The sequence below is a fragment of the Rhodanobacter sp. TND4EL1 genome (genome assembly GCF_054061035.1).
This window is the reverse complement of the sequence record NZ_JBSSDT010000001.1, coordinates 982425-1003049: the sequence shown is the minus strand read 5'-3', so window position 1 is coordinate 1003049 and position 20625 is coordinate 982425. Positions and strand designations below refer to the sequence as shown.

Here is a 20625-nt window from a genome sequence, read left to right as displayed (position 1 = left end):
GGCCCTTTTTTGTGGTCGGCGCGGTGATTGGGTAGCCTGTGCGAATGACCGATTTTCCTGTTGACGATAATGCGGCGAACGAATGGGTCATTCCGGTGACTGCTGCCGATGGCGCCCGTTTCGAGTTGCTGGCGGTATTGCCCCGGGGCGACTGGCAACGGTTGCTGTACTGGCTTCCGGCGATGGGCATTCCCGCCAGGCATTACCTGCCACTGGCGCGAGCGTTGGCCGCTACCGGCGTGGCGGTGGTTCTGCATGAGTGGCGCGGCATCGGCTCCAGCAACCGGCGCGCCAGCCGGCACTGCAACTGGAGCTATCGGCAATTGCTGCTTGATGACCTGCCCGCGGGCATGGCGCAGTTGGACCAGCGCTGGCCGCAGGCGCGCCGGTGGTTGGGCGGTCACAGTCTCGGTGGGCAGGTGGCGATGCTCTACGCGAGCCTGCATCCCCGGGCGTTTGCCGGTCTGTTGCTGGTGGCCAGCGGCTCGCCGTATTGGCGGCGGTTTCGGTACGGCTGGTTGATCGGACTGGCGTATGTCGTGGCGCCGGTACTGGCCCGATGGGTGGGACACCTGCCGGGGCGCCGGATCGGCTTTGGCGGCAATGAGGCGCGCGGGGTCATCGACGACTGGGCGCGCAGCGGCCGCAGCGGTCGATATGCCGCGAAGGGCATGCCGCAGGACTTCGAGGCGCAGCTCGCCGCCGTGCAGTTGCCGGTGCTGGCGCTGCGCCTGAAGGAGGACTGGCTGGGTCCGCAGGCTTCGCTGGAGTGGCTGTTGGGCAAGCTGGGAGCCGGGATCAGGCAGATTGAGGTGATCAGCCGCGACGATCTGGCAGGCGTGCCGGCCGACCATTTCAGCTGGATGAAAAAGCCGGCGCCGCTTGCCGCGCGCATGAGCGAATGGCTTGCCGCGGAAGACACGCCGTTCACCGATCCGACCCCGTGACGGCTTGATTACCTGGCTCGTCGCCCGAATGTCGCTGTTTCCCATGCGATGGAATCACCGATGAACCTATTCGATCCGTTCAAGCAACGCAGCCTGACCTTGCGCAACCGTCTGGTGGTGTCGCCCATGTGCGAATACTCCGCCACCGAGGGTGTTCCCAATGACTGGCACCTGGTGCATCTGGGCAGTCGCGCCGTCGGCGGTGCGGCGGTAGTCATCAGCGAGGCCGCGGCGATCTCCGCGGAGGGTCGCATCTCGCCGCAGGACGCCGGCCTGTGGAATCACGCGCAAATGCAGGCGTGGCAGCCGATCACCCGCTTCATCAGCGAGCACGGCGCGATCGCCGGCGTGCAGCTTGCCCACGCCGGGCGCAAGGCCAGCACGCTCCGTCCATGGGACGGGCATGGCCCGGTGCCTGCCGGGCAAGGTGACTGGACCGTGGTCGCACCATCCGCGCTGCCCTTCGATGCGGGCTGGAATGTGCCGCAGGCGCTGGACGAGGCCGGCATCCAGGCGGTGATCGCCGATTTTCGCGCCGCGGCGCAACGCGCGCTGGAGGCCGGCTTCGAACTGATCGAAGTGCATGCTGCGCATGGCTATCTGCTGCACCAGTTCCTGTCGCCGTTGAGCAACCAGCGCGAGGATCGCTACGGCGGCAGTTTCGACAACCGCACCCGACTGACCCGCGAAGTGGTTGCCGCGGTGCGCGAGGTATGGCCGGCCGAGCTGCCCCTCTGGGTGCGCATTTCGGCGACCGATTGGGCGCCTGAGGACGGCCCCCGTGGCTGGGATGTCGAACAGAGCGTCGAGCTGGCGCGCCAGCTGAAGGCGCTGGGCGTGGATCTGATCGACGTGTCCAGCGGCGGCTTGCTGCCGCACGTGAAAATTCCACTGCGGCCGGGTTACCAGGTGCCGTTCGCCGCGCAGATCCGCCGCGAAGCGGACATCGCCACCGCGGCGGTGGGTCTGATCACCGAGCCTGAGCAGGCTGACGACATCATCGCCAATGGCGAGGCGGACCTGGTGGCGATCGCCCGCGAAAGCCTGCGCGATCCGTACTTCCCCCGCCGTGCGGCGGAAGCGCTGGGTGTGAAAATAGACGCGCCGGCGCAATATCAGCGGGCCTGGTAGGGAGAGCACGATGGAAAACCGTCCCCAGTTGATCGCCAATGCCAGGGAGCACGACCTCGGCGATGGCTTTGTGGTGCGTCGCATGTTGCCGGTGCTGCAGGCGCGCCACGTCGGTCCGTTCGTGTTCTTCGACCACATGGGGCCGGTGAGCTTTCCCGCAGGAAAAGGCATGGACGTCCGCCCGCACCCGCATATCGGGCTGGCCACGGTGACCTGGCTGTTCGACGGCGTGATTCGCCATCGCGACAGCCTGGGCAGCCTGGCCGACATCCGTCCCGGCGCGGTCAACTGGATGACTTCGGGACGCGGCATCACGCATTCGGAGCGCACTCCGCCCGACGTTCGCGAGGGCGGCCAGCTGCTGCACGGCATCCAGATATGGGTGGCGTTGCCGCAGGCCGACGCCGAGGTCGCACCGGAATTCCACCATCACGATCGCGAGGCCTTGCCGCGCGTCAGTCTGCCCGGGGTCGAGGGCGTGTTGATCGCCGGGAGTGCCTACGGCAAACAGTCGCCGGTCAAGGTGTTCGCGCCGATGTTCCTGCTGGAAGTGAGTCTGCAGGCGGGTGCCGAGCTGGCGCTGCCGGGCGAACATGCCGAGCGCGGCGTGCATGTGATCGACGGTGCGGTTCGGTGGGGTGATCTGGACATCGGCCAGCACCAGATGGCGGTGCAGGCCGGCGACGAGCCGCCGACCCTGCACGCCAGCGAAGCGAGCAGGGTGATCCTGTTCGGCGGCGCGCCGCTGGATGGCGAACGTCACCTGCGGTGGAACTTCGTGGCCAGCAGCCGCGAACGCATCGAACAGGCCAAGGCCGACTGGCGCGAAGGACGTTTCCCCGTCGTGCCCGGCGACGATCAGGAGTTCATCCCGCTGCCCAAGTAGGAGCGCACCCTGTGCGCGATGCTCTTCGTCACGTGGCAGAAAAGCATCGCGCACAGGGTGCGCTCCTACATTGAGTCGTACTCGCCTTTGTAGGGCGGGCACTGCCCGCCGCCCTCTCTTCGGTGGATGGAAGAGCCGGCGGGCAGTGCCCGCCCTACCGAAGATGCGGCAGAATCGGCTTATCCACGCGCGGAGCGTCCCCATGTCCAGCTACGCCAGCTTCGCCGAGTTCTATCCGTTCTATCTGCAAGAGCACAGCAATCGCCGCTGCCGCCGACTGCATTTCATCGGCAGCACCCTGGTGATCGCGGTGATCGTGCTGGCCATCGCCAGTGGCCAGCTTCGGTGGCTGTGGCTGGCGCCGCTGTTCGGCTACGGCTTCGCCTGGGTCGGGCATTACATGTTCGAGAAAAACCGCCCGGCCACGTTCAAGCATCCGCTTTACAGCCTGGCCGGCGACTGGGTGATGTACAGCCAGATGCTGCACGGCAAGATCCGCTTCTGAGCGCCGGACTCAGCGATATTGCTGGTGACAGCTCTTGCAGGTTTCGCCGACCGGCTTGATCGCGGCCATCAGCGCTTCGCAATTGGCCGGTGCCGCCTGCACGGCCTGATGCAGGCGAGTCTGCAGCTGGGTCGCATCGTCGGTGAATGTCTTTTCGTCCACGCCGAACACCGGCGTGATGTCGCTGGCGGTGGATTCAAGGCGGGCCAGGTGGTGCTGGATCTTGGCCGGGTCGCACTGCTTCGCCTTGATCGCGTTCTTCAGCTCGCCCATGTGGTAACCCATGGTTTCCATCACCGCCTTCGGCATCGGGTTGCGGGCGCTCAGCGTATTCATCACGTTGACAGTGCCGATCACGCCAATCACCAGGCCAAGCAGGATCATCAGGGCTACGCGCATCGTTACGGTTCCGGAAATGAAAACAGCTTGCAGGATACCTTGCGCCGGCATACCTCGGTCAGCCGGGCGCGATAAAATGACCGATTGCCATCAACGAGGCTTGCCCGTGATTCATCCAAAAACGACCCCAGCCCCCGGTGGCACGCGATGAGCGAGGCGAATTTCCAGGCCGAGCGCTTCGCGGGCGTCGAACGTCTTTACGGCAAGGGCAGCGTGGCGCGCCTGGCACAGGCGCATGTCTGCGTGATCGGCATTGGCGGCGTCGGCTCGTGGGCAGTGGAGGCGCTGGCGCGCAGTGGCGTGGGCCGGCTCACCCTGATCGACGCCGATGAAGTCTGCGTATCCAACACCAACCGCCAGTTGCACGCGCTGGATGGCGAGTACGGCAAGACCAAGGTAGGCGTGATGGCCGCGCGTGCGCATGCGATCAACCCGACCATCCGGCTGGAGGCGATCGAACGCTTCCTCACCACCTCCACGCTCGATGAGCTGCTCGACCGCGGCTACGACGTGGTGCTGGACGCCTGCGATGCGTTCCGGGTGAAGCTGGAAACCATCGCCTGGTGCCGTCGGCGCAAGCTGCCGATCATCAGCGTGGGCTCGGCCGGCGGGCGCACCGATCCCACCCAGATTCGCGTGCGCGACCTGTCGCGTACCGAACACGACGCGATGTTCAGCCTGATCCGCAAGAAGCTCCGCGCCGACTTCAACTTCCCGCGCAACGCCAGCCGCTACTTCGGCGTGTCAGCCGTCTATTCGCTGCAGAACGTGCAATACCCGCAGCCCGATGGCACCGTCTGCGGCACGCGCCCGCCGGGCGGCGATTCGATGAACCTGGCCTGCGGCGGCGGGCTGGGCGCCGCCACGCACATCACTGGTGCCTTCGCCTTCGCGGCGGTAGGGAAAGTGCTGGAGAAACTGCTGGAGCGGTAGGAGCGCACCCTGTGCGCGATGCCTTTGCCTGATGAATCCAAAAGCATCGCGCACAGGGTGCGCTCCTACGCGCGCTTCACTACCAACCCATGTACTGCCCACCGTTGATCGCCAGGTTGGCGCCGGTCATCCAGCAGGTTTCCTCGCCGGTGAGAAAGGCCACGGCGTGGGCGATTTCGTCCGGCCGGCCGAGACGGCCGAGCGGGATCTGCGCCTCGATCTTCGCGCGCACTTCCTCCGGCACGGCCATCACCATGTCGGTGGCGACGTAACCGGGCGAGACGGTGTTCACGGTGATGCCGAACTTCGCGTTCTCCTGCGCCAGCGAAATCGTGAAGCCGTGCATGCCGGCCTTGGCCGCGGCGTAGTTGGCCTGGCCGTACTGGCCCTTCTGCCCGTTGATCGAGCTGATCTGCACGATGCGACCCCACTTGCGCGCCCGCATGCCGTCGATCACCGCGCGGGTGACATTGAAGCAAGCGTTCAAGTTGGTGTTGATCACATCCGTCCACTGCTGGTAATTCATCTTGTGGAAGGTCGTGTCGCGGGTGATGCCGGCGTTGTTGACCAGGATCTCGACCGGGCCGCACTTCTCCTCGATCGCCCGCACCATCGCCGCGCATGCCTCCGGGTCGGTGACGTCGCCTTGCACCAGGCATACCTCGATGCCTTCGGCGGCCATCGCCTTGCGCCAGGCCTCGGCCTTGTCCGGATCACGATAATTGCTGGCTACCCGATGTCCCTGCTTGGCCAGGTGGCGAACGATCGCGCTGCCGATGCCGCCGGTGCCACCTGTAACCAATGCCGTGCGCTGAGTCATGTCCTTGAATCTCCTGTTCGGGTGGGGCAAAAGACGTTCGCGTGGAAGCCTGTCCGGCGCATGTTTCAACTGCACCGCTGCCGACTTTGACGCGTCCCCTAGTTATAGCCGTTCAGGCGACAGAGTGATCGCTGCAATGCGGCAAATGGGCCGGATCGAAATGTGCCCGCGCCTTTTCCAGCAGCTCGACGGCGCTGCCCGCGGCTTCGGGTAGCGGCACCCGCAGGAAGGCAAGGGCGCGGCGCAATGCTGGCAACGGGTTCGCCGGGTCGACCGCGAAGGCCTGTTCGGACTTCGACAGCTTGCGCCCGTCCTCGCCCAGCACCAGCGGCAGGTGTCGATACGCCGGTGTGGGCAGTCCAAGACAGCGCTGCAGCCAGATCTGCCGTGCGGTGGAGTCGAGCAGATCCAGGCCGCGTACCACTTCGCTGATCTCCTGAAACGCGTCGTCCACCACGCAGGCCAGCTGATAGCTGTACAGGCCGTCGGCCCGGCGCAGCACGAAGTCGCCCACCTCGTCGCGCAGGCGCTGCTGTTGCGGGCCTTGCAACGCATCCTCGAAGCGCAGCTCGATGTCCGGCGCGCGCAACCGCCACGCGGGTGGTTGGCCAGCTTGCGGCGTGGCCACACAGTGGCCGTCGCGATGGATGCCGTCGCCGCGGGCCAGTTCGCTGCGGCTGCACCAGCACGGAAACACCCGCCCGGCCACACGCAGTTGGTCGAGTGCGGCGGCATACGCGCCCAGTCGCTGCGACTGGAACAGCGGCGGCGCATCCGCCACCAGCCCGAAGGCCGGCAGGGCGGCCAGCATGCTGGCCGCCGAACCGGCGACCTCACGCGGCGGGTCGATGTCCTCGACCCGTACCAGCCACTGGCCGCCGGCATGCCGCGCGCACAGCCAGCTGCCGACCGCGGCAACCAGCGAGCCGAAATGCAGATGTCCGGTGGGCGAGGGGGCGAAGCGGCCGCGATAGCTCATCGGCCCATGGTAAATGCCCACGCCGCACCCTTGAAAGCACCCGCTGTCGCCCCGAATTCCCATGCAGTTCCCAGTCCCTTTCATGACTGCCATCACGAGAGACAGCCATGCGTCGCATTGCGTTATTCATCGGCACCAACCTTGCCGTCCTGCTGCTGCTGAGCATCGTTTGCCATCTGTTCGGCATCGACCAGATGGCCGCCAGCCGCGGTTATGGCGGCATGGGCGGCCTGCTGGCGTTCGCCGCCGTGTTCGGCATGGGCGGCGCGTTCATCTCGCTGGCCATGTCCAAGATGATCGCCAAGTGGTCCACCGGGGCCAAGGTGATCACCCAGCCGCAGAATGAAACCGAGCGCTGGCTGGTCGACACCGTGCGCCGCCACGCGCAGAACGCCGGCATCGGCATGCCCGAGGTGGCGATTTACGACGCGCCGGAAATGAACGCCTTCGCCACCGGCATGACGAAGAACAGCTCGCTGGTGGCAGTCAGCTCCGGCCTGCTGCAGCAGATGGACCGCGACCAGGTCACGGCCGTGCTCGGCCACGAGATCGGCCATGTGGCGAACGGTGACATGGTCACGCTGACCCTGATCCAGGGCGTGCTGAACACGCTGGTGATCCTCGCCGCCCGCATCGTCGGTCGCGCGGTGGACAGCTGGATGTCGGGCGGTCGCGACGACAATCGCGGTGGCGGCGGCATCGGCTACTTCGTGGTGGTGATGGTGTTGCAGGTGATCTTCGGCCTGTTCGCCTCGATGATCGTGGCCGCGTTTTCGCGCTGGCGCGAGTTCCGCGCCGATGCCGCCGGCGCCCAGTTCGCCGGTCGCGGCGCGATGATCTCCGCGTTGCAGCGGCTCAAGGGCAATCATGGCGAAAGCACGCTGCCCAACACCATTGCCGCGTTCGGCATCTCCGGTCCGCTGGCCGAAGGTTTCAAGCGCCTGTTCATGAGCCATCCGCCGCTGGATGAACGCATCGCCGCGCTGCAAAACGCCACCGTGCAGCGCTAATCTAGAGGTTCGTGTCGTCGCAGCATGCTGCGACGGCCGTCATTTCACGTCCCACGCAACAACGGAAAATCCACGCATGAACGCACCTGCCGAAACCCGCAAATTCGAAGCCGAAGTCGCCCAGGTCCTGCATCTGGTCACGCATTCGCTGTACTCGCACAAGGAAATCTTCCTGCGCGAGTTGATTTCCAACGCCTCCGACGCCTGCGACAAGCTGCGCTTCGAGTCGATCGCCAACCCGGCGTTGTCGGCCGGCGACAGCGAGTTGCACATCGACGTCAGCTGGGATCCGGACGCGCGCACCGTCACCGTGCACGACAACGGCATCGGCATGACCCGCGATGAAGTGGTGGCGAACATCGGCACCATCGCCAGCTCCGGCACCAAGCGCTTCCTCGAAGCGATGTCCGGCGAGCAGCAGGCCGACGCGCGTCTGATCGGCCAGTTCGGCGTGGGCTTCTATTCCGCCTTCGTCGTGGCCGACAAGGTCACCGTGATCACCCGCCGCGCCGACGCGCCGGAAGGCGAGGGCGTGAAGTGGGAAAGCGACGGCAAGGGCGAATACTCGCTGGAGCAGGTCGACCAGCCGCAGCGCGGCACCTCGGTGATCCTGCACCTGAAGGCCGACGAGGACGAGTTCCTCAAGCGCTGGCAGCTGCGCTCGCTGATCACCAAGTACTCCGATCACGTCGCCTTCCCGATCCGCATGCCGATCGAGAAAGATGGCAAGCCGAGCGACGAATTCGAAACCATCAACGCCGCCTCGGCGCTGTGGACCAAGCCCAAGTCGGAGATTTCCGACGAGGACTACCAGAGCTTCTACAAGTCGCTCGGTCACGACTTCAACGACGCACTGGCGTGGACGCACAACCGCGTCGAAGGCAGCCAGAGCTTCACCACCTTGCTGTACCTGCCGTCGCAGCCGCCGTTCGATCTGATGATGGGTGGCCGCGACGAGCGCAAGGGGCTGAAGCTGTACATCAAGCGCGTCTTCATCATGGACGCCGCCGAAGAGCTGTTGCCGAACTACCTGCGCTTCGTGCGCGGCGTGGTCGATGCCGACGACCTGCCGCTCAACGTCAGCCGCGAGATCCTGCAGCACAACCGCCAGCTCGATCGGATCAAGGCCGCCTGCGTCAAGCGCGTGGTCGACCTGATCGAGAAGCTTGCCCGCGACGAACCCGAGAAATTCGCCACCTTTTACAAGGCCTTCGGCAACACGCTCAAGGAAGGCATCAGCGAAGACGCCAACAACCGCGAGCGCATCGCCAAGCTGCTGCGCTTCGCCTCCACCAAGGGTGACGGCACCCACCAGACCACCTCGCTGGACGACTACATCGGCCGCATGGCCGTCGGCCAGGATGCGATCTGGTACATCACCGCCGACAGCTACGCCGCCGCGTTCGGCAGCCCGCAGCTGGAAGCGTTCAAGGCCAAGGGCATCGAAGTGCTGCTGATGTCCGACCGCATCGACGAATGGATGATCGGCAGCCTGAGCGAGTACGAAGGCAAGAAGCTCAAGAGCGTCGCCAAGGGCGACGTGCCGCTGGACGAGGCCGACAAGAAGAAGCAGGAAGAGGCGACCAAGGAAGCCGAGCCGCTGCTGAAGAAGCTGAAGGAGCTGCTGGGCGATCGCGTGGGCGAAGTGAAGGTATCGGCACGCCTGACCGACTCGCCGTCCTGCCTCGCCTTGAGCGATTACGAGATGGCGCCGCATCTGGCCCGTCTGCTGCGCGAAGCCGGGCAAGACATGCCGGACTCCAAGCCGACGCTGGAGATCAATCCCGCGCATGCACTGGTCAAGCGGGTCGAGACCGAAGCCGATGAAGCCAAGGCCAAGGACCTCGCCACGCTGCTGCTGGAGCAGGCGGAGATTTCAGCCGGTGCGCAGTTGCCCGATCCGGCCGCGTTTGTGCAGCGGATGAATCGGGTCCTGCTGGGGTAAGACGTTTCGCGTTTTGCTGACAGGAAAGCCCGCCATCCGGCGGGCTTTCTTCTTGTGCCTCTCGCTCTTGCGAAGGCGCGGACCGAGTTGGCGGCGTAAACTGCGACGCCTTACCTCGTTCGCCCCGTCGGCGGGTTCGTGACCGACGCCTCTTCAACTTCGATCTGCATGCTCTGTACCGATTGCCAATCCGGCTACCACGCGCCCTACGACCGTTTCGAGCGTCTGGCTGCCAATCCCGAGGCTCCCAGCTTTTTGATGCGCTGCAAACAGTGCGCCGCGCTATGGAACGAAAGCTCCGGCGTGCCGGAATTGCTGACGCTGACCCACGCTCGCTGGTTGTATCCGGCAGCGAGGATTTAGCGGCGACGGGGATTCAGGAGCAAGAGTTGTCACCGCAATCGGTGCTGACGCGTACGGCATTTGTCCGGAGCCTTTCGATCCCCAACTGATCACGCTGCGCGCAGCGGGCGCAGTCGACGCAACGCGGACGTGGCCAGCCCATCGCCTGTCCTGTCTTCGGTGGTCCACCGCAAGCTCATGACGAACGGGAGCTGAGTAAATGTCATGGGGCTCCGACCCGGCCACCCTCGAAACCGTTACCCTGTGTTGTGCGGGATCGGCATGCTTGCTCTGGACATGGCTCCGGTGATTCGTGGCGGATGCACATCGGCTTATCTCGGGGATTCCACGTGAATTCGATTGAACTGGTACTGGCAATGTTGCTGGCGGTGGTGGCCAGCGGTTACCTCGTGCGCGTGTTGCCGCTCGCGTTGCCGCTGCCGCTGGTGCAGATCGGGTTGGGTGCCATCATCGCCGGCCTGCTCAACCACGGTGTGACGCTGGAGCCGAAGACGTTCTTCCTGCTGTTCCTGCCGCCGCTGCTGTTTCTCGATGGCTGGCGCATTCCCAAGGATGGCTTGCTGCGCGACCGCGGGCAGATCCTCGAATTGGCGTTGGGGCTGGTGGTATTCACCGTGCTCGGTGCCGGCTTCCTCATCCACTGGATGATTCCGGCGATGCCGCTGGCGGTTGCCTTTGCGTTGGCGGCGGTGGTGTCGCCGACCGATCCGGTGGCGGTGTCTTCGATCGCCGCTCGCGTTTCGATTCCCAAGCGCCTGATGCATATCCTGGAAGGCGAGTCGCTGCTCAACGACGCCACCGGCCTTGTCTGCTTCCAGTTTGCCGTGGCCGCCGCAGTCACTGGCGCGTTCTCGCTGGCCTCGGCTTCACTGACCTTTGTGTGGCTGGCTCTGGCGGGCGTGAGCATCGGCGTGCTGGTCACCGGAGCGGTCAGCTTCGTGCAGCGCTGGCTGTCGCGAAAATTCGGCGAAGAAAGCGGTACGCCGATCCTGATCAGCCTGCTGATTCCGTTCGGCGCCTACCTGCTGGCCGAGCGCGCGCATGCCTCCGGCATCCTGGCCGCGGTGGCGGCGGGTATCACGATGAGCTACGTGGAACTCAGTGGCCGCGCGCTGGCCACCACGCGGGTGCAGCGTGCCGCCGTGTGGAACACCGTGCAGCTGGCATTGAACGGCATCGTGTTCGTGCTGCTGGGTGAACAACTGCCGGGCATTCTCAAGGCAGCCATCGCCTCGGTGGAGCAGAGCGGTCATCTCAATCCGTGGTGGCTGCTGGTCTATGCGCTGGCGATCAATCTGACCTTGATCGTGCTGCGCTTCAGTTGGGTGTGGGTGTCGCTATGGCTGCCGCGGTTCTGGGCGCGCCGTCATGGCGAGTCGGTGGACAAGCGGCCGCACTGGCGGCTGATCGTGGCGACCACATTGGCCGGCGTGCGCGGCGCCATCACCCTGGCGGGTGTGCTGACCCTGCCACTGCTGATGCCGGACCAGACGCTGTTCCCCGCGCGCGAGCTGGTCGTTTTCCTGGCCGCCTCAGTCATCCTGATGACCTTGTTGCTGGCGAGCATCGCGCTGCCGCCGCTGCTGAACGGCCTGCAGTTGCCGGCGGAGCCGGCGACCCAGCGCGAAGAAGATCACGCGCGCCACGCCGCCGCCACCAAGGCCATCGCCGCCATCGAGAAGACCCAGCATGAGCTGGTCGAACATGCCGGCGCCGCCGATGTCGCGATCTACACGCAAGCTGCCGCGCGGCTGACCGGAAGCTATCAACGCCGCTTGAGTGGCGAGGCCATCTCCGATCGCGAGGCGGGGCAGTTGCGCAAGGCGGATCAGGCGGAACGGGCGTTGCGGTTGGCGGCGTTGCAGGCGGAGCGTGGGGAGATTTTCAGTTTGGCGCGGCACTTCCAGATTTCGGATGAGACGTCGCGGAAGCTGGTGAGGGAATTGGATTTGATTGAGGCGCGGTATCGGTAGGGTGGGGCGGATGTTCGTTGGACTTCTGTCTGGAAGCTGATGGGGTGGAGGGTGCCACCCCAGTCGTCATTCCGGCGAAGGCCGGAATCGCTTTTCAATAGCGAAGCTGGTCATCGCATTTGCGCTACTGCGTCCAAGCATCATCACAGCCAAGGGCTTTCGTCTGCCTGCGGCAGCCGAGCCACCTTTCTCTGCGTGGCCAGAGAAACGTGGCCCAAAGAGAGGCCACCCCACTTGGCGCTTGTTGGGCTGCTGCCCAACAAGTCCGTAAGCCGGGGCCGGGCTTTTCGACCGGACTCCTGTCCGGGCGAAAAGGAGTCGACATCCTTGTCGACTCCCGCTACGCGGCCTGTCGACTCCGACTCACCGCCGCACAGAGCCCCCGTAGAGCGGCGGCCATGTTCGTCTGTACTCGATGCGCCCTCTGCGCGATCTGGTTCATTATCCCCGTGCTCTCGTTGCTCAGTTCCTCATTCGTTCAGTGGAATTTCTCAGTATCTGAGCGTGAAGCGTCGGATGCTTAAGTCACGAAAACCACGGGGCAAGCAGACGGAGGGTATGGGCAATGGCTGACGATCAATATTGCGTTTTCGTCTATCAATATGGTGATTCCGACAACATTAGTAAGCCCGGCAGGCTACTTTTGAGCGGAATGCATGATGCTGAAGTAGAACGGGCAATACGTACCGCGTGTGAATGCTGGGAATATTTTGTGGCCGAGCAAATCGATGTTCCTGTGCTCTACTCTGAGTTGTATGCGCTCAGCGGAGGTCCTACGGTTGATGACGTGGCCTTTCACGAATTTCTCGGTATGCGGCAGGCCACGGATGAAGAGGTCACGTTATTGCCTGTATGGGGTGATCTCAGCAGCTTCGTGAGTCGATTCCGTGCCGTACGATATTGGGATTGCAGGCTGTCACCGCATTGCAGCTGAGTGCTTGACGCACGGTAATGTAAGAAACAATGGTTCAGGGGGCTGAGCATGGTGTTGCAGGATGGTTTGTACGATTTGCTGGTGACAGAGCGCTTGCTGGGGCGATTGCTACCAGAGCAATCCTTGGTGGAGGCACTGACTGGGGGCGGGGTTGGCGTGCTTGCTGATGCGGTTGCGCGTCAGCTCGCTGATGTACTCGACGACATGGGTGGAGAAGGCAGCGACAAGTTGCTTCGTCAGCTTGAGTTGGTCAATGCAATGCTTTTGACTTTGCGCCAGCGAGCGCTCGTTGAGCGCAATGGGGACGAGTTGGCGCAGGGTATCGACCTGGTTTCTCCCCCCGTGCGGCTGCTGAAAGCGGTGAACCAACACCGACACTTCCCGGCCGCGCCGCAAGTTGGCTTGGGAATGCCCTGGCTTTTTACGGCGGCCAAGGGCACGCCGTCGCTGTTGCAAGAGATACGCAGCGAGCTCACCTCTGCCGATCGGGTCGACATCCTGGTCAGCTTTATCACCGTATCTGGCGTGCGGAAGATTGCGGATGTGTTGCGTCAGGTTACCGCGCTGGATGCGCACGAAAGGACTGGTACGCGTATCCGTGTCCTTACCACCACCTATACAGGTGCCACCGAGCTACGTGCGATTGACGAGTTGGCGCGTCTTCCTGGGTGCGAGATAAAAATTTCACTCGACGGCAGACGGACTCGTTTGCATGCCAAGGCATGGATGTTTCATCGCGCCAGCGGCTTTGGCTCGGCGTATATCGGTAGCGCCAACTTATCAGGCGCGGCGATGACTGGCGGCCTGGAATGGACGGTCAAGCTCACCGAGCGTTCCCAGTACGCCGTTTTTTCACGGGCGCAGGCGCACTTCGAAACTCTGTGGGACGACAACGAGTTTCAGTCCTACGATTCCGACAATAGCGAGCACCGAACGGCGCTTGCCTCTGCGCTCGCCCGCGAATCGGGTGTACCGAACGTGGGTGCGCCTACGTTCTTCGACCTGCAACCCAAGAACTATCAGCAGGAGATGCTCGAACAACTCATCAACGAGCGTGAGCACGGACGCAATCGAAATTTGGTGGTCGCAGCTACCGGAACGGGCAAGACGATGGTTGCCGCATTCCACTATCGCCTTACCTGTGCCATCGAGGGTGGGCAACCGCGTCTGCTATTCGTAGCGCATCGGGAAGAGATATTGCGACAGGCGTTGCATACGTGGCGAGCGGTATTACGTGATCCGGAATTCGGAGAGCTGCTGACGGGTGGTAGTCGGCCGGAACATTTTGACCACGTGTTTGCCACCATCGACAGCTTGACCAGTCGGCAGGTTATTCAGGAAATGGGCGCTGGCTATTGGCATACGGTCATCGTTGACGAATGTCACCGCTTGGCCGCCAACCGCTTCGATGCATTCGTCACCGCCATTCAACCGCGAGTGCTGTTGGGCCTGACTGCGACTCCTGAGCGAAGCGATGGGAAGTCGATCGCCAACTATTTCGACGCACGACCGGACGGGAGTCCTGCGGTTGAGCTTCGTTTATGGCATGCGCTGGATCAGCAACTGCTGGCTCCATTCGAGTACTACGCATGCGACGACGCTACCGATTTTTCTGACGTGCCATGGGATCGACCCGGTGAACGATTGGCTGTTGACAATCTGGTCACTGGAAATGATGTGCGCGCGCGATTGGTGGTGAATGAGTGGCAGCGATTGGTTGCCGATCCAAGACGCTCAAAGGCGTTGGTGTTCTGCGTTTCCGTAGCCCACGCGAAGTTCATGACCGACTGGTTCAATGCTGCGGGTTTGGCGGCAGCATGCGTCGTAGGCGAGACGCCCGATGAAGAGCGTCGGCTTGCTCCGCAGCGTTTGGCTCGTGGCGAGTTGTGTGCGTTGGTGACTGTTGATCTGTACAACGAAGGCGTTGATTTGCCGTTGGTCGATACGTTGCTTCTGTTACGGCCAACCCAGAGTGGGCTGTTGTTCCAGCAACAGATCGGTCGTGGTTTGCGCCTCTCGCCCGGCAAAGAGAGCTGCCTGATCCTGGACTTCGTGGGTCAGCACCGCATGGACTTCCGCTTTGATCGGTTGCTATCCGTGCTGACCGGGCTTAGCCGTCAAGGCGTACTGGAAGCGGTGGAACACGGATTTAGTCAATTGCCGCCCGGCTGCCACATTCAATTGCAACGACAAACGCGCGAGCAGGTGTTGCGCGGGTTGAAGGCCATGGTGGCAAACAACTGGCGGCGGCTACGTGTGGAGTTGCAGACCTACGCGGCACTACGAGGTACTGGAAACATCGTTCTTGCCGATTTTCTGCGTGAGCAGTCGCTGGAGCTGGAGGACATCTATCGTCGGGGAGCGCGTAGCGGATGGACCGAGCTGAAGCGTGACGCGGGGCTGATGGTTGCCGAGCCCGGTCCGGAGGAAGCGTATTTCAGTCGAAGGATCGGTGACTTGTGCCACGCCGATGATCCACGCCGGCTTGACGTTTTGCGTGCGGTGGGGGTGTCCGGCGGAGTAGATGCGAAACTGATCGAGGACGCTGCGCCGGAGTTGCAGATGCTTGCCTATCAGGTCGATGGAACTCATGCACAAGTCGGAGGGCCGGCCGCCTTCATGCAGCGCATATCCCAGAATCCAGCTATTGGCGCCGAGATGGCAGAGCTGGCTGATGTATTGGAGAGTCGGGAAAACGTATCTTTCAAGGCATTGCCGGGCTTGGAATACACACCTCTGTGCCTGCATGCTGGGTACCACATTCGCGAGATTCTTACTGCGGTTGGATGGCTCACGGCAACTCAGCGAACTCCGTTTCAGTCGGGAAGCCTTGCGTTACGTGCTCGGAAAACGGAACTGCTCTTTGTCACTCTGGACAAAAGCGCCGGTTACCACGGTCGAATAGCCTACCGTGACTACGCTATCAGTCCTACACGCTTTCATTGGCAAACGCAGAACAGCGCGGGACCAGACAATGCGAGCGGGCGTCGTTACATGGAAAGTTCTGCTAATGGATGGCACTTTCAGTTGTTCGTTCGTACACGTAAGGGCGAGCCCTATCTTGCGTGTGGTCCGGTAGGGCTGGAAAGTATCGAGGGAGACCGCCCGATGAACGTCGTCTGGCACCTCGAACAACCGTTACCTGCAAAGTGGTTTCGGGAGTTCAGCATGCTGCGAGGCGCGTAGTTCCATTGCGTCCGTTCGCCTGATCATGGATTCCTTTCCCAACGCCGCTCATGTGTAGCTTATCGTTCTCGAGTTTGAGTGAAGTGATGCGCTGTCAAACAGCGCGAACGAAGTCCACAAACGCCCGCAGCGGCGAGGGCAGATGCCGCCTACCGGAGTAATACAGAAACGGCCCGCTGAAGCTTTGCCACCACGGTTCGAGCACGGGCAACAACGCACCGCTGTCGAAATGCGGGCGTAGCCAATCTTCGAACAGCAGGATGATGCCGAGGCCGTCGATGGCGGCTTGCACGGCGAGGTCGAGGGCGGCGCCCTGGCGAACTTGCAGGCGGCTTGGCGGGTCGACGCGGGCGATTTCGCCGTTGCGCTCGAACTCCCAGGCGGGCACGGCGCCGCCGGAAAATTGGCCGCGCAGGCAGGCGTGGTGCAGCAGGTCGCGGGGGTGTTCGGGGTGGCCGTGGGCTTGCAGGTAGGCGGGTGAGGCGGCGGTGACCAGTCGTTGGGTGCGCGGGCCGATGGGTATGGCGATCATGTCTTGCGCGAGGCGCTCGTCGTAGCGGATGCCGGCGTCGCAGCCGGCGGCGAGCAGGTCGACGAAGCTGTCTTCGACGGTCACTTCCAGCCGGATCTCGGGGTAGCGTTTGAGGAAGGGCGTGATGATCGGTGGCAGCACGGTGCGCGCCACGTTGGCCGGCACGTTGAGCCGCAGTGTGCCGGCGGGGTGGTCGCGGTAGTGGTTGACCACATCGAGCGAGGCCTGCACTTCGGCCATCGCCGGGATCAGGCGTTCGGCGAGGCGTTGGCCCGCCTCGGTGGCCGAGACGCTGCGGGTGGTGCGATGGAGCAGGCGCACGCCCAGTCGTGTCTCCAGCCGCTTCACCGCCTCGCTCAACTGCGACGCGGAGCCATGGCCGGTGCGCGCCGCTTCGCGGAAGCCGCCGGCCTGGATCACGGCGAGGAAGGCGATGAGGTCCTGGGTGTCTGCTGCCACTGTTCGCATCTCCGTACGGCCCGTGCGGATTGTGGCGGATTATCAGGCAGGAGGCGTGCGCCTATAGTCGATGGATCCCGATCATCGCCAGCGCCACGGAGCATCATCATGAGTCAGCTTGAACACGCCGGTACGTTTCTCCTCGGCGACCGCCTCGTCAATCGCATGGGTTATGGCGCCATGCAGCTTGCCGGCACGGGCGTGTTTGGTCCGCCAAAGGATCATGCTGCCGCGCTGGTGGTGTTGCGCGCGGCGCGCGAGGCGGGCGTCAATCACATCGACACCAGCGACTTCTACGGTCCGCACGTCACCAACAAGATCATCCGCGAGGCGCTGCATCCATATGCCGATGGTCTGGTGATCGTGACCAAGGTCGGTGCGGTGCGTGGCGAGGATGCGTCATGGAACGCCGCGCAGAGCCCGGCGGAGCTCCAGCGGGCGGTGCATGACAATCTGCGCCACCTCGGCGTGGATGTGCTGGACGTGGTCAACCTGCGCCTCATGGGCGCCGTGCACGAGCCAGCCGAGGGCTCCATCGAATCGCAGTTCAGCGCGCTCGCCGAGCTGCAGCAGCGGGGATTGATCCGCCATCTGGGCGTGAGCAACGTTACCGCCAACCAGATCGCCGAAGCGCAGCGGATCGCGCCAGTGGTATGCGTGCAGAACCACTACAACCTGGTGCATCGCGATGACGACGGCTTGATCAACGCACTCGGCAAGCAAGGCATCGCCTACGTGCCGTTCTTTCCGCTCGGCGGGTTTACGCCACTGCAATCGCAGACCTTGTCCGATGTGGCGGCGCGATTGGCCGTGACGCCGATGCAGGTGGCGCTGGCTTGGCTGCTGCACCGCGCGCCGAACATGCTGTTGATTCCCGGCACCTCGTCGATCGGGCATCTGCGCGAGAATCTGGCGGCAGCGGATCTTCGCCTGGCTGCCGATGTGATCGGCGAGCTGGATGGCATGACGCCATCGTCCTGATCCGGGCAAACATCAGGCCGTTGGCGAGCCGTCTCGGCTGCGTCTGGGCTGGAGAGCTCGCCGTGCCACCGTGATCAGCCAGCCCAGCCCGTAAAGAAAGAGGAATGTGGGCGCGCTCAGGAAGAAGTAAGCCGCCGGCCATGAGAGCTTTTCCAGGGTCGGACCGAGGCCAAGGCTGACGGCAAGGCTGCCTTGTAGCGCAATCGGGAGCTGGGCGAATACGAATTGCCCCTTGGAATCGCCACCGGCGGTGATGCCCATTCCAAAGCAGGCAAGCATGACGAGCAGCCAGACGAGGCAGAAGGCGATTCCGTACTTGCTCATGAGTTTCCTGGCTCGGGTTGGCAACGCGCGCTTTCTGCGCGACAGGCTGGCGGACGAAGCCGACCGCGCACGCTAGCGGTTGTCGGGGTCGGCCCGCACCGCCAGGTTCAGCAGCTTGCCCTTGGCATCCAGCTCTACCAGCATGATCCGCGTGTCGCCTTGCGGACCCACCCGGTAGACCGAGCGCACGGCGCCTGCGTGTTCGGTGCGCTTGATCAGCTGCAGCGGGGTGGCTGCCCATGTCGCGGGGAGCTGGCTGCGCATGTCGACGGCGTCGTTCGGATCGAAGTTGTAGCCGGCGTCGGCGCTGAATTCGCTGGCGATGTTCTTGCCGGCCAGCATGGCTTTCAGCACGTTGCGCGCGTGCGTGGCGATTTCGGGCCTGTTGTCCATGATGGCGGCATTCGGCTTGGGCATCAGTGCCGGCTCCACCAGTCCGGCGATGACGTGCGCCATGTAGACGGGGCTGGCATGACCGGCGTCGAGGTTGGTCAGCACCACCACGGTGAGCTTGTCGTCGACGTAGCGGTTGATGGTGCAGGTGAAGCCTTGCCATGAACCGGAATGCTGGATCATCCGGTGGCCGTTCGCGCTGTCGTCGACCCAGCCGAAGCCGTAGTGGCTGGCGTTGGGTTGGCCATCGTTGAGCACGAACGGTGTCCACATAGTGTCCAGTGACTTGCGACTGAGCAAGCTGATGCCGTAAAGCGCGCGATCCCATTTCTCCAGATCGACGACGTTGAAGTAGAGCGTGCCGTCCGCGGTGGAGTTGAGGCTGGGTGATACCCAAGTCTGGTTCTTCAGTTGTCCGCCGACCAGCTCGTAACCGGCCGCGCGGCCGGGGATGATGTCGCGGTCGGAGATGCCGCGGGTGGACACCATGCCGAGCGGGGCGAAGATGTGGTCGTGCATGTAGTCGCGGTAGTTCTTCCCGCTGACCTTGTGGATCAGCACGCCGAGCAGGGCGTAGTTGGTATTGCGATACGCCCAGTCGTCGCCCGGCTTGAATTCGATCGGCAGCGTTTCGATCCGCTTCACCAGCTGGTCTTCGGTGAAGTCCTGACGCACGTCGAACATGCCGCCGGGCTGCATGCGCGCGGGGTCTTCGTATTCCGCCAGGCCGGAGGTGTGCGACAGCAGGTTCTTCACCTTGATCGGCTTCCAGCTTGCCGGCGCATCGGTGAAGTATTGGCTGATGCTGTCGTCGAGCTTGAGCTTGCCCTGTTCCACCAGCATCATCACCGCGGTGGCGGCGAACTGCTTGCCGACCGAGCCGGACTGCATCAGCGTGGTGGGCGTGACGGGTGCATTCCATTCGACATTGGCCAGGCCATAGCCCTTTACCAGTATCGCGTGGCCGTTGCGGTAGATACCGACCTCGGCGCCGGGGATGTGTTCGCGTGCCATCTCGGCGGCGACGTAGCGGTTGATCGCGGCGAGCTGCGTCGGCTGGAGATCAGGCGTCTGTGCGGCGGCCAGCATCGGGGCGCAGGCAAGCAGGGTGGTGAACAGCCGACGTGGCAGATGCATGGGGCTCTCGGCAGACAAATGGCAGGCTGGACATTCTGGCTGAAGCGCGGGCATCCGTGTTCCATCGCCATGTCGCCTGCGTCCCGGTATGGCTGCGGCAACACAACGGTTAAGCGCCGGCCGGGAAAGGCGGCTTGCGGCGGGCAGATACGAAAGACCCGCCAGTGGGCGGGTCTTGTTGGCGAGTCAGCTTGATCAAGGCCGGCGTGGGGGCGGTGCGGGTGGTGCACTGGGTGCGACGTTTTTTACGGTTGGCATCGAGGCCCGCCGATATTTGGGGTTGGGGAAACGGCGAAGATCGCGTACCGGGGGAGGGCTGCGTTGCGTCCGGTAGGTGGAACCCTGGCGGGCAAGGGCGAGTCGGTGGCCGTCAATATGCACCCAGTACCACGAGCCTGCCGGTACCGGTGCCGTCGACAGGTAGTCAAAGTGCGCATCAAAGTTGCCGTTGTCGAGCGGTGAGGCCTGCAGGGCAAGATTCATGATGAACTGGCTGGATATCGGGCGGCCGTGCTTGTCGGTGGCTGGCGCGCTGATCATCTCGTCCAGGTTGGCCCGCAGCAATCGGCGAAGCGGAGGGGAAAGCTCCATGGCTGGCGACATGTCAGTCACCTTGCCGTGGGAGTTCACCTGCACCAGTACCGGCAGGACCTTCGGCCGGAACTCGTTGAGCGAGCCGGACGACGCCAGCGCCGCGCCCGAACAGGCAATGAGTGCACCGAAAACCGCGGATCGTTGAATGGATTTCATGATGCTCTCCGTGAATCATGTGGTGCATTGATTCGGTT

19 protein-coding genes are annotated in these 20625 nt (G+C 63.6%); 12 read left to right on the top strand and 7 right to left on the bottom strand.

Annotation, left to right across the window (positions count from 1 at the left end; all coding sequences use genetic code 11):
• The first annotated feature begins 44 nt into the window (after positions 1-44).
• The 4 genes from ACVWWQ_RS04655 (at position 45) to ACVWWQ_RS04640 (ending at position 3469) form a co-directional block, all read left to right on the top strand.
• Complete coding sequence (locus ACVWWQ_RS04655) at positions 45-947, top strand: alpha/beta fold hydrolase (protein ID WP_133949603.1); 903 nt, start codon at positions 45-47, stop codon at positions 945-947.
• A gap of 60 nt (positions 948-1007) precedes the next feature.
• Complete coding sequence (locus tag ACVWWQ_RS04650; RefSeq protein ID WP_133949605.1) at positions 1008-2078, top strand: NADH:flavin oxidoreductase/NADH oxidase; 1071 nt, start codon at positions 1008-1010, stop codon at positions 2076-2078.
• Positions 2079-2088: 10 nt separating this feature from the next.
• Positions 2089-2964: a pirin family protein gene (locus ACVWWQ_RS04645; protein WP_133949607.1), complete on the top strand. Its 876-nt coding sequence runs from the start codon at positions 2089-2091 to the stop codon at positions 2962-2964.
• 202 nt (positions 2965-3166) lie between these two features.
• Positions 3167-3469 (top strand): DUF962 domain-containing protein, encoded by a 303-nt coding sequence (locus ACVWWQ_RS04640; RefSeq protein WP_133949609.1) that lies wholly within the window; start codon positions 3167-3169, stop codon positions 3467-3469.
• A 9-nt stretch (positions 3470-3478) separates the two neighbouring features.
• Here the strand turns inward: ACVWWQ_RS04640 and ACVWWQ_RS04635 are convergent, their stop codons facing one another.
• Positions 3479-3868: a cytochrome c gene (locus ACVWWQ_RS04635; protein ID WP_099652448.1), complete on the bottom strand. Its 390-nt coding sequence runs from the start codon at positions 3866-3868 to the stop codon at positions 3479-3481.
• A gap of 147 nt (positions 3869-4015) precedes the next feature.
• On the opposite strand from ACVWWQ_RS04635, the gene ACVWWQ_RS04630 reads away from it, so the two are divergent.
• Positions 4016-4801, top strand: a complete 786-nt coding sequence (locus tag ACVWWQ_RS04630) for a tRNA threonylcarbamoyladenosine dehydratase (RefSeq protein WP_133949611.1) — start codon at positions 4016-4018, stop codon at positions 4799-4801.
• A gap of 79 nt (positions 4802-4880) precedes the next feature.
• Here the strand turns inward: ACVWWQ_RS04630 and phbB are convergent, their stop codons facing one another.
• Positions 4881-5621, bottom strand: a complete 741-nt coding sequence (gene phbB, locus ACVWWQ_RS04625; protein ID WP_099651693.1) for a beta-ketoacyl-ACP reductase — start codon at positions 5619-5621, stop codon at positions 4881-4883.
• Between the two features lie 112 nt (positions 5622-5733).
• Entirely contained in the window at positions 5734-6600 is an 867-nt protein-coding gene (gluQRS, locus tag ACVWWQ_RS04620) for a tRNA glutamyl-Q(34) synthetase GluQRS (RefSeq protein WP_133950894.1), read from the bottom strand.
• A gap of 107 nt (positions 6601-6707) precedes the next feature.
• Between gluQRS and htpX the strand changes: the two genes are divergently transcribed.
• The 6 genes from htpX to ACVWWQ_RS04590 all read left to right on the top strand — a co-directional run bounded on the left by htpX (position 6708) and on the right by ACVWWQ_RS04590 (position 16011).
• Positions 6708-7610, top strand: a complete 903-nt coding sequence (gene htpX, locus ACVWWQ_RS04615; protein ID WP_133949613.1) for a protease HtpX — start codon at positions 6708-6710, stop codon at positions 7608-7610.
• A gap of 76 nt (positions 7611-7686) precedes the next feature.
• On the top strand, positions 7687-9555 hold the full coding sequence (gene htpG, locus ACVWWQ_RS04610) for a molecular chaperone HtpG (protein WP_133949615.1): 1869 nt from the start codon (positions 7687-7689) through the stop codon (positions 9553-9555).
• A 168-nt stretch (positions 9556-9723) separates the two neighbouring features.
• Positions 9724-9918: a hypothetical protein gene (locus tag ACVWWQ_RS04605; RefSeq protein ID WP_133949617.1), complete on the top strand. Its 195-nt coding sequence runs from the start codon at positions 9724-9726 to the stop codon at positions 9916-9918.
• Positions 9919-10247: 329 nt separating this feature from the next.
• On the top strand, positions 10248-11891 hold the full coding sequence (locus ACVWWQ_RS04600; RefSeq protein ID WP_099652449.1) for a Na+/H+ antiporter: 1644 nt from the start codon (positions 10248-10250) through the stop codon (positions 11889-11891).
• Positions 11892-12456: 565 nt separating this feature from the next.
• The gene (locus ACVWWQ_RS04595; RefSeq protein ID WP_133949620.1) at positions 12457-12825 is read left to right on the top strand and encodes a hypothetical protein; all 369 of its coding nucleotides are present in this window, start codon (positions 12457-12459) and stop codon (positions 12823-12825) included.
• Positions 12826-12873: 48 nt separating this feature from the next.
• Positions 12874-16011, top strand: a complete 3138-nt coding sequence (locus tag ACVWWQ_RS04590) for a DEAD/DEAH box helicase (RefSeq protein WP_133949622.1) — start codon at positions 12874-12876, stop codon at positions 16009-16011.
• Positions 16012-16105: 94 nt separating this feature from the next.
• Here the strand turns inward: ACVWWQ_RS04590 and ACVWWQ_RS04585 are convergent, their stop codons facing one another.
• A complete protein-coding gene (locus ACVWWQ_RS04585) occupies positions 16106-17002 on the bottom strand; it encodes a LysR family transcriptional regulator (protein WP_133949625.1) in 897 nt (298 codons plus the stop codon).
• Between the two features lie 108 nt (positions 17003-17110).
• Between ACVWWQ_RS04585 and ACVWWQ_RS04580 the strand changes: the two genes are divergently transcribed.
• Positions 17111-17983, top strand: a complete 873-nt coding sequence (locus ACVWWQ_RS04580) for an aldo/keto reductase family oxidoreductase (protein WP_133949627.1) — start codon at positions 17111-17113, stop codon at positions 17981-17983.
• Positions 17984-17995: 12 nt separating this feature from the next.
• On the opposite strand, the gene ACVWWQ_RS04575 is transcribed toward ACVWWQ_RS04580, so the two are convergent.
• The 3 genes from ACVWWQ_RS04575 to ACVWWQ_RS04565 all read right to left on the bottom strand — a co-directional run bounded on the left by ACVWWQ_RS04575 (position 17996) and on the right by ACVWWQ_RS04565 (position 20587).
• Complete coding sequence (locus ACVWWQ_RS04575) at positions 17996-18307, bottom strand: hypothetical protein (protein WP_133949629.1); 312 nt, start codon at positions 18305-18307, stop codon at positions 17996-17998.
• A gap of 72 nt (positions 18308-18379) precedes the next feature.
• Positions 18380-19837, bottom strand: a complete 1458-nt coding sequence (locus ACVWWQ_RS04570) for a serine hydrolase domain-containing protein (protein ID WP_457383312.1) — start codon at positions 19835-19837, stop codon at positions 18380-18382.
• 195 nt (positions 19838-20032) lie between these two features.
• Positions 20033-20587, bottom strand: a complete 555-nt coding sequence (locus ACVWWQ_RS04565; protein ID WP_133949631.1) for a hypothetical protein — start codon at positions 20585-20587, stop codon at positions 20033-20035.
• Positions 20588-20625 lie beyond the last annotated feature (38 nt).

Coding starts and splice junctions, on each gene's coding strand:
- ACVWWQ_RS04590 (WP_133949622.1), top strand. CDS start 12,874: ATGGTGTTGCAGGATGGTTTGTACGATTTGCTGGTGACAGAGCGCTTG.
- ACVWWQ_RS04605 (WP_133949617.1), top strand. CDS start 9,724: ATGCTCTGTACCGATTGCCAATCCGGCTACCACGCGCCCTACGACCGT.
- ACVWWQ_RS04655 (WP_133949603.1), top strand. CDS start 45: ATGACCGATTTTCCTGTTGACGATAATGCGGCGAACGAATGGGTCATT.
- ACVWWQ_RS04570 (WP_457383312.1), bottom strand. CDS start 19,837: ATGCATCTGCCACGTCGGCTGTTCACCACCCTGCTTGCCTGCGCCCCG.
- ACVWWQ_RS04575 (WP_133949629.1), bottom strand. CDS start 18,307: ATGAGCAAGTACGGAATCGCCTTCTGCCTCGTCTGGCTGCTCGTCATG.
- ACVWWQ_RS04640 (WP_133949609.1), top strand. CDS start 3,167: ATGTCCAGCTACGCCAGCTTCGCCGAGTTCTATCCGTTCTATCTGCAA.
- gluQRS (WP_133950894.1), bottom strand. CDS start 6,600: ATGAGCTATCGCGGCCGCTTCGCCCCCTCGCCCACCGGACATCTGCAT.
- ACVWWQ_RS04595 (WP_133949620.1), top strand. CDS start 12,457: ATGGCTGACGATCAATATTGCGTTTTCGTCTATCAATATGGTGATTCC.
- phbB (WP_099651693.1), bottom strand. CDS start 5,621: ATGACTCAGCGCACGGCATTGGTTACAGGTGGCACCGGCGGCATCGGC.
- ACVWWQ_RS04630 (WP_133949611.1), top strand. CDS start 4,016: ATGAGCGAGGCGAATTTCCAGGCCGAGCGCTTCGCGGGCGTCGAACGT.
- ACVWWQ_RS04580 (WP_133949627.1), top strand. CDS start 17,111: ATGAGTCAGCTTGAACACGCCGGTACGTTTCTCCTCGGCGACCGCCTC.
- htpG (WP_133949615.1), top strand. CDS start 7,687: ATGAACGCACCTGCCGAAACCCGCAAATTCGAAGCCGAAGTCGCCCAG.
- ACVWWQ_RS04650 (WP_133949605.1), top strand. CDS start 1,008: ATGAACCTATTCGATCCGTTCAAGCAACGCAGCCTGACCTTGCGCAAC.
- htpX (WP_133949613.1), top strand. CDS start 6,708: ATGCGTCGCATTGCGTTATTCATCGGCACCAACCTTGCCGTCCTGCTG.
- ACVWWQ_RS04565 (WP_133949631.1), bottom strand. CDS start 20,587: ATGAAATCCATTCAACGATCCGCGGTTTTCGGTGCACTCATTGCCTGT.
- ACVWWQ_RS04635 (WP_099652448.1), bottom strand. CDS start 3,868: ATGCGCGTAGCCCTGATGATCCTGCTTGGCCTGGTGATTGGCGTGATC.
- ACVWWQ_RS04645 (WP_133949607.1), top strand. CDS start 2,089: ATGGAAAACCGTCCCCAGTTGATCGCCAATGCCAGGGAGCACGACCTC.